This is a genomic window from Allobosea sp. NPDC003192 (assembly GCF_050275675.1).
Lineage (GTDB): Bacteria > Pseudomonadota > Alphaproteobacteria > Rhizobiales > Beijerinckiaceae > Allobosea.
Genome location: NZ_JBNNPK010000020.1, coordinates 79538 through 94339 on the forward strand (window position 1 = coordinate 79538; position 14802 = coordinate 94339).

General features: G+C 65.9%; 13 protein-coding genes. 8 read left to right on the top strand and 5 right to left on the bottom strand.

The genetic code is table 11. From position 1 onward, the window contains the following. The 4 genes from ACQKLX_RS23465 to ACQKLX_RS23480 form a co-directional block, all read right to left on the bottom strand. Positions 1 to 2005: AAA family ATPase (locus ACQKLX_RS23465; protein ID WP_427363969.1), on the bottom strand; the 2005-nt coding region annotated here is incomplete at its 3' end. 2 nt (positions 2006 to 2007) lie between these two features. Then, on the bottom strand, positions 2008 to 3144 hold the full coding sequence (locus ACQKLX_RS23470) for an AAA family ATPase (protein ID WP_427363970.1): 1137 nt from the start codon (positions 3142 to 3144) through the stop codon (positions 2008 to 2010). A 140-nt stretch (positions 3145 to 3284) separates the two neighbouring features. After that, complete coding sequence (gene uxuA / locus ACQKLX_RS23475; RefSeq protein ID WP_427363971.1) at positions 3285 to 4481, bottom strand: mannonate dehydratase; 1197 nt, start codon at positions 4479 to 4481, stop codon at positions 3285 to 3287. 41 nt (positions 4482 to 4522) lie between these two features. Beyond that, positions 4523 to 5218 carry a GntR family transcriptional regulator gene (locus ACQKLX_RS23480; RefSeq protein WP_427363972.1) on the bottom strand — a complete coding sequence of 232 codons (696 nt, stop codon included), beginning with the start codon at positions 5216 to 5218 and terminating at the stop codon, positions 4523 to 4525. Between the two features lie 163 nt (positions 5219 to 5381). Here ACQKLX_RS23480 and ACQKLX_RS23485 point away from each other — a divergent pair, with 163 nt between their 5' ends. The 8 genes from ACQKLX_RS23485 (at position 5382) to ACQKLX_RS23520 (ending at position 13410) form a co-directional block, all read left to right on the top strand. Beyond that, complete coding sequence (locus tag ACQKLX_RS23485) at positions 5382 to 6572, top strand: extracellular solute-binding protein (RefSeq protein ID WP_427363973.1); 1191 nt, start codon at positions 5382 to 5384, stop codon at positions 6570 to 6572. A gap of 104 nt (positions 6573 to 6676) precedes the next feature. Further along, entirely contained in the window at positions 6677 to 7750 is a 1074-nt protein-coding gene (locus ACQKLX_RS23490) for an ABC transporter ATP-binding protein (protein ID WP_427363974.1), read from the top strand. Next, positions 7747 to 8646, top strand: coding sequence for an ABC transporter permease (locus ACQKLX_RS23495; RefSeq protein ID WP_427363975.1), 900 nt, complete (start codon positions 7747 to 7749; stop codon positions 8644 to 8646). Before ACQKLX_RS23490 ends, ACQKLX_RS23495 begins: the two co-directional genes overlap by 4 nt. Before the next feature lie 5 nt (positions 8647 to 8651). Next, positions 8652 to 9482, top strand: a complete 831-nt coding sequence (locus ACQKLX_RS23500; RefSeq protein ID WP_427363976.1) for an ABC transporter permease — start codon at positions 8652 to 8654, stop codon at positions 9480 to 9482. 57 nt (positions 9483 to 9539) lie between these two features. Then, on the top strand, positions 9540 to 10562 hold the full coding sequence (locus ACQKLX_RS23505) for a DNA topoisomerase IB (protein ID WP_427363977.1): 1023 nt from the start codon (positions 9540 to 9542) through the stop codon (positions 10560 to 10562). A 101-nt stretch (positions 10563 to 10663) separates the two neighbouring features. Beyond that, a complete protein-coding gene (locus ACQKLX_RS23510; RefSeq protein WP_427363978.1) occupies positions 10664 to 11809 on the top strand; it encodes an amidohydrolase in 1146 nt (381 codons plus the stop codon). 53 nt (positions 11810 to 11862) lie between these two features. Next, positions 11863 to 12624 (top strand): precorrin-6A synthase (deacetylating), encoded by a 762-nt coding sequence (gene cobF, locus ACQKLX_RS23515; RefSeq protein WP_427363979.1) that lies wholly within the window; start codon positions 11863 to 11865, stop codon positions 12622 to 12624. A 69-nt stretch (positions 12625 to 12693) separates the two neighbouring features. Then, positions 12694 to 13410, top strand: coding sequence for a GntR family transcriptional regulator (locus tag ACQKLX_RS23520; RefSeq protein ID WP_427363980.1), 717 nt, complete (start codon positions 12694 to 12696; stop codon positions 13408 to 13410). Here the strand turns inward: ACQKLX_RS23520 and ACQKLX_RS23525 are convergent. Beyond that, entirely contained in the window at positions 13401 to 14738 is a 1338-nt protein-coding gene (locus ACQKLX_RS23525; protein WP_427363981.1) for an aminotransferase-like domain-containing protein, read from the bottom strand. The genes ACQKLX_RS23520 and ACQKLX_RS23525 overlap by 10 nt on opposite strands. Positions 14739 to 14802: the final 64 nt, after the last annotated feature.

Consider the following 14802-nt stretch of genomic DNA (forward strand, 5'->3'; position numbering starts at 1 on the left):
CGTCATAGACGGCGATTTCCGCTGCGCTGTCGCCGATCTGGCCGAGTGTTAGGCCCTTGTCGAGCATTGCCATGGCGACCTGCTCGCGCAAGGCCGGCTCTGGGGCCTCACCGAAGCGGGCGATCAGCTCGTCATAGACGGCGATTTCCGCTGCGCTGTCGCCGATCTGGCCGAGTGTTAGGCCCTTGTCGAGCATTGCCATGGCGACCTGCTCGCGCAAGGCCAGCTCCGGGGCCTCGCCGAAGCGGGCGATCAGCCCGTCATAGATGGCGATGGCGGCCGCGTTGTCGCTGCTCAGGTCGAGCGCTACGCCCTTGTTAAGCATTGCTCTGGCGACCTGCTCGCGTAAGGCCGGCTCCGGCGCTTCGCTGAAGCGGGCGATCAGCTCGTCATAAACAGCGATGGCGGCAGCTCTCTCGCCCGTGCGGCTGAGAAGAAAGCCTTTGCCGAGCAGCGCCCAAGCGAGCTGCCCGCGAGACGTCAGTTCGTCTGATTCGCTGATTTGAGCCAGGATCTCCTCGAGAACTGCTCTGCTGCTATCGAAATCTCCCACCTCCCAACGGTCGATGACGTCTTTCATCAAAAGTCGAATCTGTTGGGACCTGTGGTCCGGAGACGAAGCCTGATCCTCTCCCACGCTAACGATCTCGCGTGCATCCAGGCTGGTTGCGCCGGATACAGCACGGTGATCGCTCTTTTCCTTGCCTCGAAGCGGGTATGTCAGAGCTTCATTGAATGCCAACTCGTAGTTCGGATGCCAGTTTTTCGCGATGCCGTTTGCCTTGGCCCGGCGCGCAATTTCGGCGAGCTCATGCGAGGAATAGAAACTGGTCAGGAAGCCGACCAGCCAGCGCATTTTCTGCTTGGTGCGCCGGGTGCCGTGGCGCATCAGGTACCAGATATTGAGAAAGCGCTCGGTCAGTTGATGCCCGGCATAGGCGCCCGAAGTCTTGACCTCCTCGATCAGGCCGTCCTTGCGCAGCTTGTTGAGGGGAGAAGAGAGCGAAGTGGTCGCGATGCTCGTCGTCTGCGCGAGCGCGCCGGTAGTGACGGGGTCCCAATGGAGGGCGATCGCGTCGATGATCGCGCGCTGCTGCGGGCTTTGGTATTCCTCGATCCGGGCCTTGTAGAAGGGCGTGACCTGGTCGAGCAGGATTTCGAGATCGGCCATGACCGCAGATGAATCGGCGCTTTCCAGGAGCCTGTAAATCAGGGCAAGGACGCGCGGATTGCCGCCTGTCAGCGTATGAAGCGTCTTCAGTCGCTCGGGCTGATTGCCGAGAATCTCCAGGACATGCTTGCCGGGTTCACCGCGCCGGGTTGCCAGTGCGCGCATGCAATTCTCGGTCTCGAGCGCATTGAGCGGATCGAGATGATGCGGCTGGAAGAATTCGTAGAAGGCGGCCTCGCGCTCGGCGCCCTGCTTGAGCGGCTGAGTGGCCGCGCCGATGACGATCGGGCCGCGCCGCTCCTGGAGATAGCGGCGCAGGATCCACTGATCCGTGTCGCTCAGATTGTCCAGGACGAGGTCCAGATTGTCGATCAGGAGCACTGCTCGACGGCCCAGCCTGGCCATTTCGGAACGGAGCTGCACGCCGGGCTCGTCGTCCCCCTGCCAGTCCTTCGAGACGAGCGCTATGTCGAGACGCTCCGCCAGTTCATTCAGGCCTGTCAGCTCGGCCCATTCGGCCAGTGCTTCCCCGCAATTGCGCCAGAAATCGCCGATCGACAGCACATTGTACTGCTCCTCCCGAAAGGTCAGGGGAACGTAGTCGTCGGCGAGCGCAGGGTCGCGGTTGATCGCTATGGCGAGACGTCGCAATAGCGAGGTCTTACCCATGCCGCGCGGGCCGACGAGGATGGAGTGAGCGCTGGCGCCGTCGGCTTGGGTCGTACGCAGCTGGCGGAGCAGGGCTTCCAGGGAATTCCCGCGGGCGACGAAGTTATCGATGAAATCGTCGTCACTTAAACTGCTTTGATTATAGATAAAAAGCGCTTTCGACATCGTCAATCCGCCTCGTATTCCTGCCAGTAGCGACGGATCAGGCCGGATCGGAAGGCATATCTCCCAGCGGTGCCGCCGATGAGATTGTCCATGCAGAGCATGTTGAGAAGGTCTTTTACTTGCCGCGGTGTCGTTTTCGCTTTGAATTGCGTGGCGCGAGCCAGCAGTGTTTCCGCCGTCTCGCCATCGGCGGCCTTGGATAGAACGCCGAGCAGATGCTTCGCCAAGGCCTGGTCGGGCTTGGACAGGTTCTTTTGCAGATGCTCGCGCCACACCGCGAAGTCGGAGTTGCGGCTCGGCTGGAGGAGCTTGTTCAGCGCCGCCTCGAAGTCCTGCCGGGTCGCGGTTGGCGGCGTGCTGTCCGTGCCTGCGATCGAGGGGCGGACCTCGTTGGCGATCAGCTTGAGATAATAGGGCGAGAGCCAGCCGAGCTCCGCGAAGACGTGATCGAAATCGGCATCGCTCGCATCGAAGACGTGGTTGAACTGCTGCCGCACGGCCGGGTCCCGCATATATGAGCGCGCCTCGTCCGGCGTGAACGGTTCCAGGACAAAGGTCTCGAAATTGACGAAGGCTCCCTCCAGCCCATATCGCCGGGCGATTGTCTCGAGGCCGATCGATCCGGTCAGAACCCAGCGGACATTGCGATAACGCTGCTGGAGCGCCCTGAGCCGATAGGCAAAGGTGTTCGCCTCCTTGGGGACTTCTTCGGCGAGTGCCAGGAAGAAATAGGCGATTTCGTCGATCAGGATCGCGGCCCGGTCAGTCGTTTCGTCGAGTGCGGCGATCAGCGTCTCGACGAACTCGATCGGGTCGACCTTGCCTAAAGCGTCGAGGGGCTTGTGGCCCCAGTTGCCGCCTAGAAGATTGTTCAGGCGTTGGGTCAGATGCGCCCCGAAGCGGTCCTTGGCCTGGAGAGCGCCCTCGATCCGGGCGCACAGGTCTTGCGCAAACTTCTGCGGCGTACGCATGCCCTCGACATCGGCCTCGACGACGACCCAGCCAGCCGCCCTCAGGTCTAGTGCCAGCCGGTTGATCGTCCAGGTTTTGCCGATCCGGCGTGGCGCCGGCATGTGAATACTGAGGCCGCTTTCGAGCTTGCGTTTGAGCAGGTTTCGTTCGTTCTGGCGATTATGCATGGCGTCACCAAATTTATTTATTCAGGAATTTATTCGAGAATAAATAATTGTCAACGCGCATTTATGCAGGACGCGCCTCGCGAGCGGGCTACGAGATATCGATCGGTTCGACGGAGTCTCTCAATCGCGAGGCTGTCTCCTCAGCTCGCATAACCCTTCACGCTAGCCAGCGCCGTCATGACCCCCCGCAGCTCCGCCAGTCCACGCAGGCGGCCGACCGCCGGATAGCCGGGGAACGAGCCCTTCTTGGCGTCGTCGAGCAATTCGTGGCCATGGTCGGGGCGCATCGGGATGCGCCAGTGCGTCCAGCCGGCCGCCTTGCGCCGGGTCTGCTCGGCCATCAGGGCGTCGACGAGGGCGACCATGTCGGTGTCGCCGCCGAGGTGCTCGGCTTCCATGAAGGAGCCGTCCGGGTCCTTGGCGACATTGCGTAAGTGCGCGAACCAGATCCGGTCGGCGAAGCGCCGCGCGATGGCAGGCACGTCGTTCTTCGGATTGGCGCCGAGCGAGCCGGAGCAGAGGGTGAGTCCGTTCGAGGGGCTGTCGACTGCGCCGAGGATGAAGGCGATGTCGTCCTCGTTCGAGCAAATGCGCGGCAGCCCGAAGAGCGACCGAGGCGGGTCGTCGGGATGGATGCACATGCGGATGCCCACTTCTTCGGCGGTCGGGATCACCGCTTCGAGGAAGCGCTTCAGGTTGGCGCGCAGGCCGTCATGGCTCATATCGGCATAGCGCGCCAGGATGCGCTTCAGCCCCGGCACGTCATAGCGGTCATAGGCGCCCGGCAGGCCCGCCATGATGTTGGCCATCAGCTTGGCGCGGTCGGCCTCCGACGAGCGCTCGAACCAGATTTTGGCCTTGTCCATCACCTCGGCGGAATGGCCGTCGGCGGCGCCCGGCCGCTGCAGCATGAAATGATCGACGACGACGTATTCATGCAGGTTGAAGCGCAGCGCCGTGCCGCCGCCGGGGAGAGGCTGGGCGAGGTCGGTGCGGGTCCAGTCCAGAACCGGCATGAAGTTGTAGCAGACCACCTCGATGCCGCAGGCGGCGAGGTTGCGCAGCGACTGGCGGTAATTGGCGAAGATGGTCTCGAGATCGCCTTCGCCGATCTTGACGTCCTCGTGGATCGGCAGGCTCTCGACCACCGCCCAGCGCAGGCCGAGGCTCTTGTCGGCCTCGATGATCGCCTTGCGCTTCTCGATCTCCTCGACGCTCCAGACCACGCCATACGGAATCTGGTGGAGCGCGTTGACGATGCCGCGCGCGCCCGCCTGACGGGCCTCGGCGAGTGTCACCACATCGTCCGGGCCGAACCAGCGCCAGGTCTGTTCCATCGTTGTTGTCCTTATTGAGGGCGCCGTCTGTCGCGGCTTCGTCAGGTGGGTTTGCTGAGCCCGCCGCTGGCGGCGAAGGCGTCGACATGGTCGCGCGCGATCGTCTCGATGGCGTCGAAGACGGTGCGCAGATGCGCCCGCATGGTGCGCTCGGCCCGGGCCTCGTCGCCGGCGCTGACGGCCTCGGCGATCTGGCGGTGCTCGCTCAGGATCATCTCGGACCAGCCGCCGGTGTCGAGTGACAGGCAGCGCACGCGGTCGAGCTGGGCCTTGACGCTCTCGATCAGCCCCCAGACCGAAGGGTGGCCGGAGAGCCGCGCCAACTCGGCATGGAATTCCTCGTCGCCGCGGAAGAAGCCGACCCGGTCGCCATCGGCGAGTGCCTGCTCCTGCTGCGCGATGAGAGTGGTGAGGGCGGTCTGTCCGGCCTCGTCGATGTTCTTCGCCGCCAGCGCGACCGTGCGGCATTCCAGCGTCTCGCGCACGAACTGGCTGTCATAGACCGCGGCGAGGTCGATCGGGGCGACGAAGGTCCCGACCTGCGGCACGACGACGAGGAAGCCGTCCTCGACCAGTCGCTTGAATGACTCACGCACCGGCGTGCGGCTGACGCCGAACTGCAGCGCCATGCGCGCTTCCGAGATCGACTCGCCCGGACGCAGGACCGCGTTCAGGATGTCGCCGCGCAACGCCCGGTAGATCTGGTCGGTGCTCTGTCTCGCCGCCGCGACGCCCATTGCCAAGCTCTTGTTCACTAGTATACTAGGATACCGGCTCGAACGGAGGCGTCAACTCCGAAAGCCGCGAATTCAATAGAAGCCGGTGCTAAAAGTGCCGCAAGAGCCCGTTTTTCGCGGGCTGGGGAAACAGCAGGCGGCGAGACCGCCGGGAGGGGAGATCATGGTCCAGGATACGATCCATCGCCGTACATTCCTCGGCGGCGTCGCTGGCATGGCCGGCATCGCGGCTGCGCCCGGAGCTTTCGCTCAAACGCTCAAGCTGCCGGCGTCCCCGCTGACGATCAGCGTCATCGACGTCGGTGGGGCGCTCGCTCTGGTGCAGACGCCGCTGGAGAACTACCCCAAGGCAAATCCCAAGGCCGTCTCGCGGATGGTCTTCACCAAGGCACCCGCTCCCGAACTGCCGGCCAAGTTGAAGGCGCAGCAGGATGCCGGCCGCCTCGACATCGATTTCGTCATCGGTGGCCTCGACGTGCTCTCGGCCGGCATCGACCAGAAGCTCTGGGTCGAATTGCTGCCGCGCTTCGCCGCCGATCTGCCCAAGCCTGACGATATCTACCTGAAGCCCGCGCTCGCCATGCACAATCTCGGGCGCGGTCAGGCCATGGCGATGGTCTATTACCCGTCCGGCCCGCTGCTCGAATACATGCCGGACAAGGTCAAGACCCCGCCGACCACGGCGCAGGAGCTGCTCGACTGGACCAAGCAGAACAAGAATCGCTTCCTCTATGCCCGCCCGGCCAATTCCGGCCCCGGCCGCACCTTCATCATGGGGCTGCCCTACATCCTCGGCGACAGCGATCCCAAGGATCCGGCGAAGGGCTGGGACAAGACCTGGGCCTATCTGAAGGCCTTGGGCGAGAACATCGAATACTATCCCGGCGGCACCGGCGCGACGATGAAGGAGCTCGGCGACGGCTCGCGCGACATCATCGTCTCTACCACCGGCTGGGACATCAACCCGCGTGTCCTCGGCGTCGTGCCGAAGGAAGCGAAGATCCAGGCGATCAAGGGCTTCCACTGGGTCACGGACGCCCAGTACATGATGATCCCCAAGGGCGTCTCCGACGAGAAGCTTAACGTGCTGCTCGACCTGATCCGCCACATGCTGACCCCGGCGCAGCAGGCCTATACCTATGACGAGGGCTATTTCTATCCGGGCCCGGCGGTGAAGGACGTGCCGCTCTCGATGGCACCAGCCTCAAGCCAGAAGGCCATCGCCGAGTTCGGCCGGCCCGAATACGACAAGCTGATCGCCGACAACCCGATGGAAACCCCGCTCGACCCCGAGAAGATGGTCGTCGCCTTCCGCATCTGGGACGAGCAGGTCGGCGGCGCCAAGCGCAAGTAAGTCTGGCTTTAAATCTCGAAGCAGGCCGGTCCTTGACCGGCCTGCCGCCTTGCTGTCGCCTGCGGCGGTAAGGTCGTCCATCCGTTCGAACCCGATGGTCCTTCATGTCGATACATGCCGCGAACTTCCGTGAACTCAGGCTCGACCGGCTCTGCCGCGACTTTGGCACGCACAACGCCGTCAAGGACGTCTCGCTGACGATCAAGCAGGGTGAGTTCATCGCGCTGCTCGGCCCCTCCGGCTGCGGCAAGTCGACGACGTTGAACCTTATCGCCGGCCTCCTGCCGGCGACCGGCGGCGGCATCTGGCTCGACGAGAAGCGCATCGATCCGCTACGGCCGGAAGAGCGCGGTTTCGGCATGGTCTTCCAGAGCTACGCGCTCTTCCCGCATATGAGCGTGAAGAAGAATATCGGCTTCGGCCTGAAGATGCGCGGCATGGCCAAGGCCGAGAGCGATCGCCGCATCGCCGAGGCCGTCGCGCTGGTCCGCCTGCAGGGCCAGGAGGAGAAGCTGCCCGGTCAGCTTTCCGGCGGCCAGCAGCAGCGCGTTGCCATCGCTCGCGCCATCGCGGTACAGCCGCCGCTGGTGCTGATGGACGAGCCGCTCTCCAATCTCGATGCCAAGCTCCGCCTCGAGATGCGCGCCGAGATCAGGCGCATCCACAACACGCTCGGCGCTACCACGATCTACGTCACCCATGATCAGGAGGAGGCGCTCTCGCTCGCCGACAGGATCGTGGTGATGCGCGATGGCGAGATCCGCCAGGTCGGCGGGCCGGAGGACCTATTCTCGCGGCCGGATCATCTCGACGTCGCCGAGTTCATGGGCTTCCGCAACAAGGTCGCCGGCCGCGTCGCCTCCGTCGCCGGCGAACAGGCGACGGTCACCGTCGGCGAGGTCGGCGTCGCCGGGCGGGTGAGATCGCCGGTCGCGGCGGGGCAGGGTGCGCATCTCTCGATCCGTCCCGAGGACCTGCATCCGGTGGCGGATGGCGTGCCGGGGCTCGCCGCCAAGGTCGTCTCGACCGAATTCCACGGCCGCGAATTCGTCGGCTTCGCCCGCATGGCGGACGATACGCCGCTGACCTTCCTGGCCGACAAGCGTATTGCGCCCGGTACCGAGATTCGCCTCGCCGCGGCGCCGGATCGCGTCCTCGTCTTCGGAGGGGGCGCATGAGCACCGTCACCGGCGCAACCGCCGAAATCCCGCTCAAGCAACGCCTCGCCGCGCGCGGCCTCGACGGGCTGACCCTGCTCGTCCTGCCGGCGGTGTTCTTCCTGCTGGCGCTGTTCATCTACCCGTTCCTGTACGGGCTCTTCCTCTCCTTCACGCCGAAGGCCGGCGGGGCGCTGGCCAATTATCGGCGCTTCTTCTCCGATGCGTTCCTCTACGACACGATCGCGACCACGCTCTGGCTCGCTCTGCCGGTGACGATCGTGACGCTGCTGCTGGCGATACCGATCGCCTTCCGCGTCCGGCTGATGAAGAACCAGCGCCTGCTCACCACCATCCTGGTGATCCCGATCACGCTCGGCACCGTGCTGGTCGCGGAAGGGCTGCTGAACTATCTCGGCCCGCAGGGCTGGTTCAACCGCACGCTGATGACGCTCGGCATCATCTCCTCGCCGGTGAAGCTGCTGCACAATTACTGGGGCGTGATGCTCTCGCTGGTCATCACCGGCTTCCCCTTCACCTTCCTGCTGACGCTGTCTTATCTGACCGGTGTCGACCCGGCGCTGGAGCAGGCGGGCGCGACGCTCGGCGCCGGTCCCTGGCAGCGCTTCAAGCACATCCTCTTCCCGCTGCTGCTGCCCGGCCTTGCGATCACCTTCTGCCTCTCCTTCGTGCAGGCTTTCTCGGTCTTTCCCTCGGCGGTGCTGCTGGGGGCGCCGGCGGGGCCGACGCGCGTCATCTCGATCGCCGCCTATCAGGCCGCCTTCGAGGAATACGACTACTCGATGGCCTCGGCCGTCGCGATGATCATGGGCATGGTTCAGCTTGCCATCGTCGTCGCGGTGCTTGGCATGCGCGGCATGCTCTATCGCGGCCCGGCCGGCGGCGGGAAGGGCTGAGCGTCATGGTCAAGGACACCCGCCTTTCCACCAAGCTCTGGGCTGCGGCCAACTGGACGCTGATCGGCTTCTTCATCGTCAACCTGTTCGGCATGATCGCCGCGGTGGTGACGAGCTCGTTCTCGACGCGCTGGCTGCGCTCCTGGCTGCCGGACGGCTGGACGACGCGCTGGTACGGCGCCGCCTGGAGCGAGTTCCAGCTTGGCGACGTCCTGACGGTCACCTTCCAGATCGTCTTCCTCGTCGTCTTCCTGTCGGGGCTGATCGGCGTACCCGCCGCCTATGCGCTGGCGCGGCGCGATTTCCCCGGCAAGAAGCTGGTGATGCTGCTCTTCCTGCTGCCGCTGCTGGTGCCGCCGATCACCTTCGGCATCCCGCTGGCGACGGTGCTCTATCGCACCGGGCTCGCCGGCTCGATGTCGGGCGTGGTGCTCGCCAATCTCGTGCCGACCGTGCCCTTCGTCATCCTGGTGATGATCCCGTTCATCGAGCAGATCGACACCAAGATCGAGGCGGCGGCGCGCGTCTTCGGCGCCAACACCTTCAAGCTCTTCATCCATGTCCTGCTGCCGCTGCTGATGCCCGGCATCCTCGCCGCGCTGCTGCTGGTGCTGGTGCGCACGATCGCGATGTTCGAGCTGACCTTCCTCACCGCCGGCCCGACCAGCCAGACCCTTGTGGTCGCGCTCTACTATGCGGTCTTCGCCGCCGGCGTGCGTGCCGTGCAGTCGATCGACGCCATGGCGGTGATCTACATGGTGACGACGCTGGTCTGGCTGGTGATCGCGCTGCGCTTCGTCAACCCGACGCAGATCGTCGCGCGGGCGAAGCGGTAGGGAACCTCCCGCCGCTTCCCGCATTCCTCCGCAGCCGGTCGAGCTGCGGAGGGCTGAATGGTCACCAAGGGCAAAGGAAGCGCCGCAGCGGGTAAGGGTCGCCTGCGCCGTGTGACCCTCGACGATCTTACCATTCGCCGCGTCCGCGCCGGCCGCAATTTCGGCTATCGCGACGCCGATGGCGGCAAGATCACCGACGAGGAGACGCTCGCCCGCATCCGCTCGCTCGCGATTCCGCCGGCCTATGAGGATGTGCTGATCGCAGCCGACCCGCGCGCCCATCTCCAGGCCGTCGGCCGCGACGACGCCGGGCGCATCCAGCATCGCTATCACCCCGACTGGGAGAAGGTTCGCGAGCGCCGCAAGCTCAAGCGCCTCGGCCGCCTGATCGATGCGCTGCCGAAACTGCGCGAGCGCATCGCAGCCGATCTCAAGGATCGCACTCTCTCGCGTCCCAAGGCGCTCGCCTGCGCCGCCGCGATCATCGACCGTTGCCATATCCGCGTCGGCAACGAGGTCTATGCCCGCACCAATGGCAGCCACGGTGCCTCGACCCTGCTCAAGCGCCATGTCGCTATATCCGGCAAGCACGTCGCGCTCGCCTTCCGCGGCAAGGGTGGCAAGGACATTGTCTGCGGCCGCGACGACGCGCCGCTCGCCCGCGCCCTGACGCGCTTGAAGACCCTGCCCGGCAAGCGCCTGTTCCAGTATCGCGCCGAGGACGGCTCGGTCGCCGCGATCAACGCCGCCGACATCAACGCCTATCTGAAGGAGGCGGCAGGCTTGCCGGTGTCGAGCAAGGATCTGCGCATGCTCGCCGCCAATGCCGCCGCCGCCGAGCTGCTGCTCTCGACCGACATCGCCGCCAGCGAGCGCGGCCGCAAGCGCCAGCTCGCCGACATCATGCGCGCCATTGCCGAGCGGCTGGTCAATACGCCAGCTGTGGTCCGCAAGAGCTACGTCCACGCCATCGTCGTCGACGCCTATGCCAGCGGGCGCCTCAGCCGCGCCTATCGCAAGGCGCGCGGCCGCGGCGGCTGCTCGCGCATTGAGCGGGCGCTCGGCTTGCTGGCGGCGTGAACAGGATGCATGGCCGCCTGCCGGGTTAGGGTGACGACAGGGGTTGAACCAGCGGGCGCTCTGGTGATGCTCGGAGCAAATCATCCGAGGAAGCGCCAGGCATGTTTCTCACCAATTCCGACATGGTCGAGCTGATCGAGCTGCGCCATGCCCTGCATCGCGCACCGGAGATTTCCGGAGAGGAGCGCGAGACGGCGAAGGCGATCGTGGACTTCCTTGCGCCGAGCGCGCCCGACCGCATCGTCACCGAACTCGGCGGCCATGGTGTCGCCGCGATCTATCAGGGCACTGAGGCCGGCCCGACTGTCTTGATCCGCTGCGAGCTCGATGCCCTGCCGATCGAGGACCTTTCCGGCGTGCCGCATTCGTCGCAGGTGGCCGGCAAGGGCCATCTCTGCGGCCATGACGGCCATATGACCACGGTCGCGGCGCTGTCGCGCGGGCTCGGCCGGCAGCGGCCGCAGCGAGGGCGGGCCATCCTGCTGTTCCAGCCGGCAGAGGAGACCGGAGCGGGGGCGGCCGCCGTCATCGCCGACCCGAAATTTCCGGAGATCGCGCCGGACTTCTCTTTCTCGCTGCACAACAAGCCTGGCCTGCCATTGGGCACGGTCCGGATTTCGGAGGGCCCGGCCAATTGCGCCTCGCGCGGCCTCAAGATCGTGCTGACCGGCCACACCTCGCATGCCGCGACGCCGGAGCATGCGGTCTCGCCGATGAAGGCGCTCGCCCGGTTGATGCCGGAGCTGACCGCGCTCGGCCCCGGCGGCGCCCTCGAGGGCAATTACCGCCTCGTCACGGTCACCCATGCCAGCATGGGCGAGCCGGCCTTCGGCATCACTCCCGGCCGCGCCGAACTCTGGGCAACCTTGCGCACGCTCAGCGACTCCCTGATGGGCTCGCTCTGCGCGCAGGCCGAGGCGCTGGTGCGCGAAGCCGCTTCCGCCGGTGGGCTCTCCGTGGCGATGGACTATCACGACGTCTTCCATCACTGCGAAAACCATCCCGAGGCGGTGGCGCATCTGCGCCAGGCCTGCGACGAGGAGGGTATCGCGCGCGGCGAGACGCCGCCGCAGCGCGGCTCCGAGGATTTCGGCCTGTTCGGTCGTTCCTCGAAATCGGCGATGTTCCTGCTCGGCTCCGGCGAGGACACGCCGCCGCTGCACAATCCCGATTACGACTTCCCCGATGACCTGATCGCGCCCGGCGCGCGCGTCTTCATGCGCACGATCCGCAATCTGCTGGGTTAGCCGTCGCCTGCTCCTGCGTGCTATGCGGCGCCTCGAACACAAAAGAGGTGCCCATGCGCAGGATCAGGATCATCGGCATCGGCGCCGGCAATCCCGAGCACGTCACGATCCAGGCGGTGCGGGCGCTGAACAGCGTCGATGTCGTCTTCGTGCCGGACAAGGGCGCCGAGAAATCGGCGTTGCGCGAGCTGCGCGAAGAGATCTGCCGGCGCTATATCGAGCATGGCAACTGGCGCACCGTACCGCTCAAGGTGCCCAAGCGCGCCGCTGCGGGCGATAACTATCGCGGCAGCGTCGACGACTGGCATGCAGCGCTCGCCGAAAGCTATGAGCGCCTGTTCCGCGACGAGCTCGGCGAGGATCAGACCGGCGCGCTGCTGGTCTGGGGGGATCCGTCGCTTTACGACAGCACGCTGCGCATCATCGAGGCCGTGCGCGCCCGCGGGCTCGCATTCGACTACGATGTCATCCCCGGCATCACCTCCGTCCAGGCGCTGGCGGCGGCGCATCGGCTGGTGCTGAACCGGATCGGCGAGCCCGTCACCATCACCACCGGCCGCAAGCTCGCCGAGGGCGGCTTCCACGATGAGGACGGCAGCACGGTGGTCATGCTCGACGGCGAGCAGGCTTTCGCCAAGATCGACCCCGTCGGCCTAGACATCTGGTGGGGCGCCTATCTGGGCGCGCCACAGGAGGTCCTCGCCTCCGGCCCGCTCGTCGAGGTCTCGGACGAGATCGTCCGTATCCGCGAGACTGCCCGGGCCGAGAACGGCTGGATCATGGATACTTATCTGCTGCGCAAGCGCGAGCAGTGAGCCGGGCGTTTGCCGTTAGGCCACCATACCGGTATAATATCGGCACGGCTGGCCGAGGGAGTTTCGCTCATGGACGTCCAGCTCCGCCTTCGCGATCCTATCGCGCCGCAACTGGTCGCGGCGCTGCGCCAGGCGATCATCGCCAGCGAGCTTCGACCCGGCGAGGCGCTGTCGGAGAAGGAGATCGCCGGCCGCTTCGGCGTCAGCCGCCAGCCGGTGCGCGAAGCCTTCATCAAGCTCTCCGAGGCCGGGCTGGTGCAGATCCTGCCGAGCCGCGGCACCTATGTCATGAAGATCTCGCTGCGCGAGGTCGCCAATGCCCGCTTCGTACGCGAGGCGGTGGAATGCTCGCTGGCGCGGGCGGCGAGCAGGCTGATCGATCCCGGTGGCGTCGCGTTGCTGCGCCGTCTCATCGCCGAGCAGAGCGCGGCGGCGGGACGCAGCGATTACACGCGGTTCACCGTGCTCGACGAGGCCTTCCACCAGGCGATCGCCGAAATCGTCGATTGCGACTATGCGGGCAAGGTGGTGGAGAGCGCCCGCGCTCAGACCGACCGGGTGCGCTATCTCTCGCTGCCCGGCACCTCGCCGGTCCAGCTGCTGATCACCCAGCACAACGCCATCGTCGATGCACTCGAAGCCGGCGACCCCGACATGGCTGCGACGGCGATGCGCATCCATTTGCGCGAGATCCTCAATGCTCTCCCGCGCATCGCCGCAGAGCATCCCGAGCTGTTCGAGGACGAGGAGGTCCCGGCCCATACCAGGGCACTGCGTCAGCGCTGATCGCCCAGCTGTGCCGCCTTGATCAGCGCCTCGGCAACCCGCTCATAACCTTCGGCCAGGATCGCGGTCGCGACCCGGACGTGCTCGGTCGGTCTGACCGCACATTTGCTGCCGGGGAGCACCGCGATGCCATGCGCCGCCAGCGTCACCAGCGCGAACTGTTCGTTCTCCACGGGCACGAAAATGCATAAGCCGTCACTCTCCGGCATGGCGAGCCCGCGCTCGGCAAGGCAGGTGACCAGCGCCCGCCGGCGCTCGGCATAGACGGTTCGGGCCTCAGCGACCCGCTGGCCCGTCTCTGCATCGGTCAGCAGCCAGGCGGTCGCGGCCTGCAGCAATCGGCTGGTCCAGCCCGAGGAGAAGCTGCGATAGGACTGGATCTGCCGGATCACCATGGCGGGGGCCGACAGCACCGCGATCCGAAGGTCGGGCCCGAGCGATTTCGAGAAGGAGCGGATGTGCACGACCCGCTCCGGCATCGTCGCGCCGAGGCTGATCGGTGGATGGGTCGAGACGTCGCCGACCCCGTCATCCTCGATCACCAGCGTGTCGCTGCCGGCGAGCACCCGGCCGAGCTCGGCCAGCCGCGCCGGGCTGACATGCTGGCCGGTGACCGAATGGGTGCGCGGCTGGAAGATGAAGGCGGAGGGCCGCCGTTCCAGCGCGGTGGCAAGCGCTGCCGGCAGGGGCCCCTCTGCGTCGCGGCCGACCGGCAGGATCTCAGCGCCAAGGTCCTCGATGATGTCGAGCAGCCGCATCGCGGTCGGATCCTCGATCGCGATGCAGGAGCCGGGCAGCACGGTCGCGTGCAAAACCGAATAGACCGCGTTGTAGCCGCCATTGGTGGCGAGGAAGGCCGCGGGCTCATAGGGCCAGTCCGGTGTCACCGCGTCGCGCAACGCCGGCAGGATCGGCGTGCGCTCATAGCTGTTGAGGTTTTCCGCGCTCGCCGCCTGCGCCAGCGCCTCGCGCAAGGGCGGCAGCAGGGCGGCGTCGGGGATCGCCAGCGAGAGATCGAGCGCATCCGGTCCGAAATCGGCGACGCTCGCCATCCGCGTTGGCCGCGGCGTCGCATTGTCGCCGCTGACCCAGGCGCCGCCGCGGCCGCGCCCCGAGACGATCTTCTGCCGCTTCAGTTCACTCCAGGCTTCCGAGACAGTGCCGGGGCTGACGCCGAGCCGGTAGGCGAGGTCGCGCACCGTCGGCAGCTTGGTCCCGACTGGCAGCAGGCCGGAGCGGATCATCTGGCTGAGATCGAGCGCCAGACCGCGGGCGGTGCGCTGCGTCAGGCGGCTTGCCAGCCAGGAGGCGTCGGGCTCGTCGTTCATCGACTCAAAAAATGAATGTTCAGGAACGTAATAGCGATTGATCAGATAGATTGAACATTTATCG

Coding starts and splice junctions, on each gene's coding strand:
- ACQKLX_RS23500 (WP_427363976.1), top strand. CDS start 8,652: ATGGTCAAGGACACCCGCCTTTCCACCAAGCTCTGGGCTGCGGCCAAC.
- ACQKLX_RS23525 (WP_427363981.1), bottom strand. CDS start 14,738: ATGAACGACGAGCCCGACGCCTCCTGGCTGGCAAGCCGCCTGACGCAG.
- ACQKLX_RS23480 (WP_427363972.1), bottom strand. CDS start 5,218: ATGGGCGTCGCGGCGGCGAGACAGAGCACCGACCAGATCTACCGGGCG.
- ACQKLX_RS23520 (WP_427363980.1), top strand. CDS start 12,694: ATGGACGTCCAGCTCCGCCTTCGCGATCCTATCGCGCCGCAACTGGTC.
- cobF (WP_427363979.1), top strand. CDS start 11,863: ATGCGCAGGATCAGGATCATCGGCATCGGCGCCGGCAATCCCGAGCAC.
- ACQKLX_RS23485 (WP_427363973.1), top strand. CDS start 5,382: ATGGTCCAGGATACGATCCATCGCCGTACATTCCTCGGCGGCGTCGCT.
- ACQKLX_RS23505 (WP_427363977.1), top strand. CDS start 9,540: ATGGTCACCAAGGGCAAAGGAAGCGCCGCAGCGGGTAAGGGTCGCCTG.
- ACQKLX_RS23510 (WP_427363978.1), top strand. CDS start 10,664: ATGTTTCTCACCAATTCCGACATGGTCGAGCTGATCGAGCTGCGCCAT.
- ACQKLX_RS23495 (WP_427363975.1), top strand. CDS start 7,747: ATGAGCACCGTCACCGGCGCAACCGCCGAAATCCCGCTCAAGCAACGC.
- uxuA (WP_427363971.1), bottom strand. CDS start 4,481: ATGGAACAGACCTGGCGCTGGTTCGGCCCGGACGATGTGGTGACACTC.
- ACQKLX_RS23470 (WP_427363970.1), bottom strand. CDS start 3,144: ATGCATAATCGCCAGAACGAACGAAACCTGCTCAAACGCAAGCTCGAA.
- ACQKLX_RS23490 (WP_427363974.1), top strand. CDS start 6,677: ATGTCGATACATGCCGCGAACTTCCGTGAACTCAGGCTCGACCGGCTC.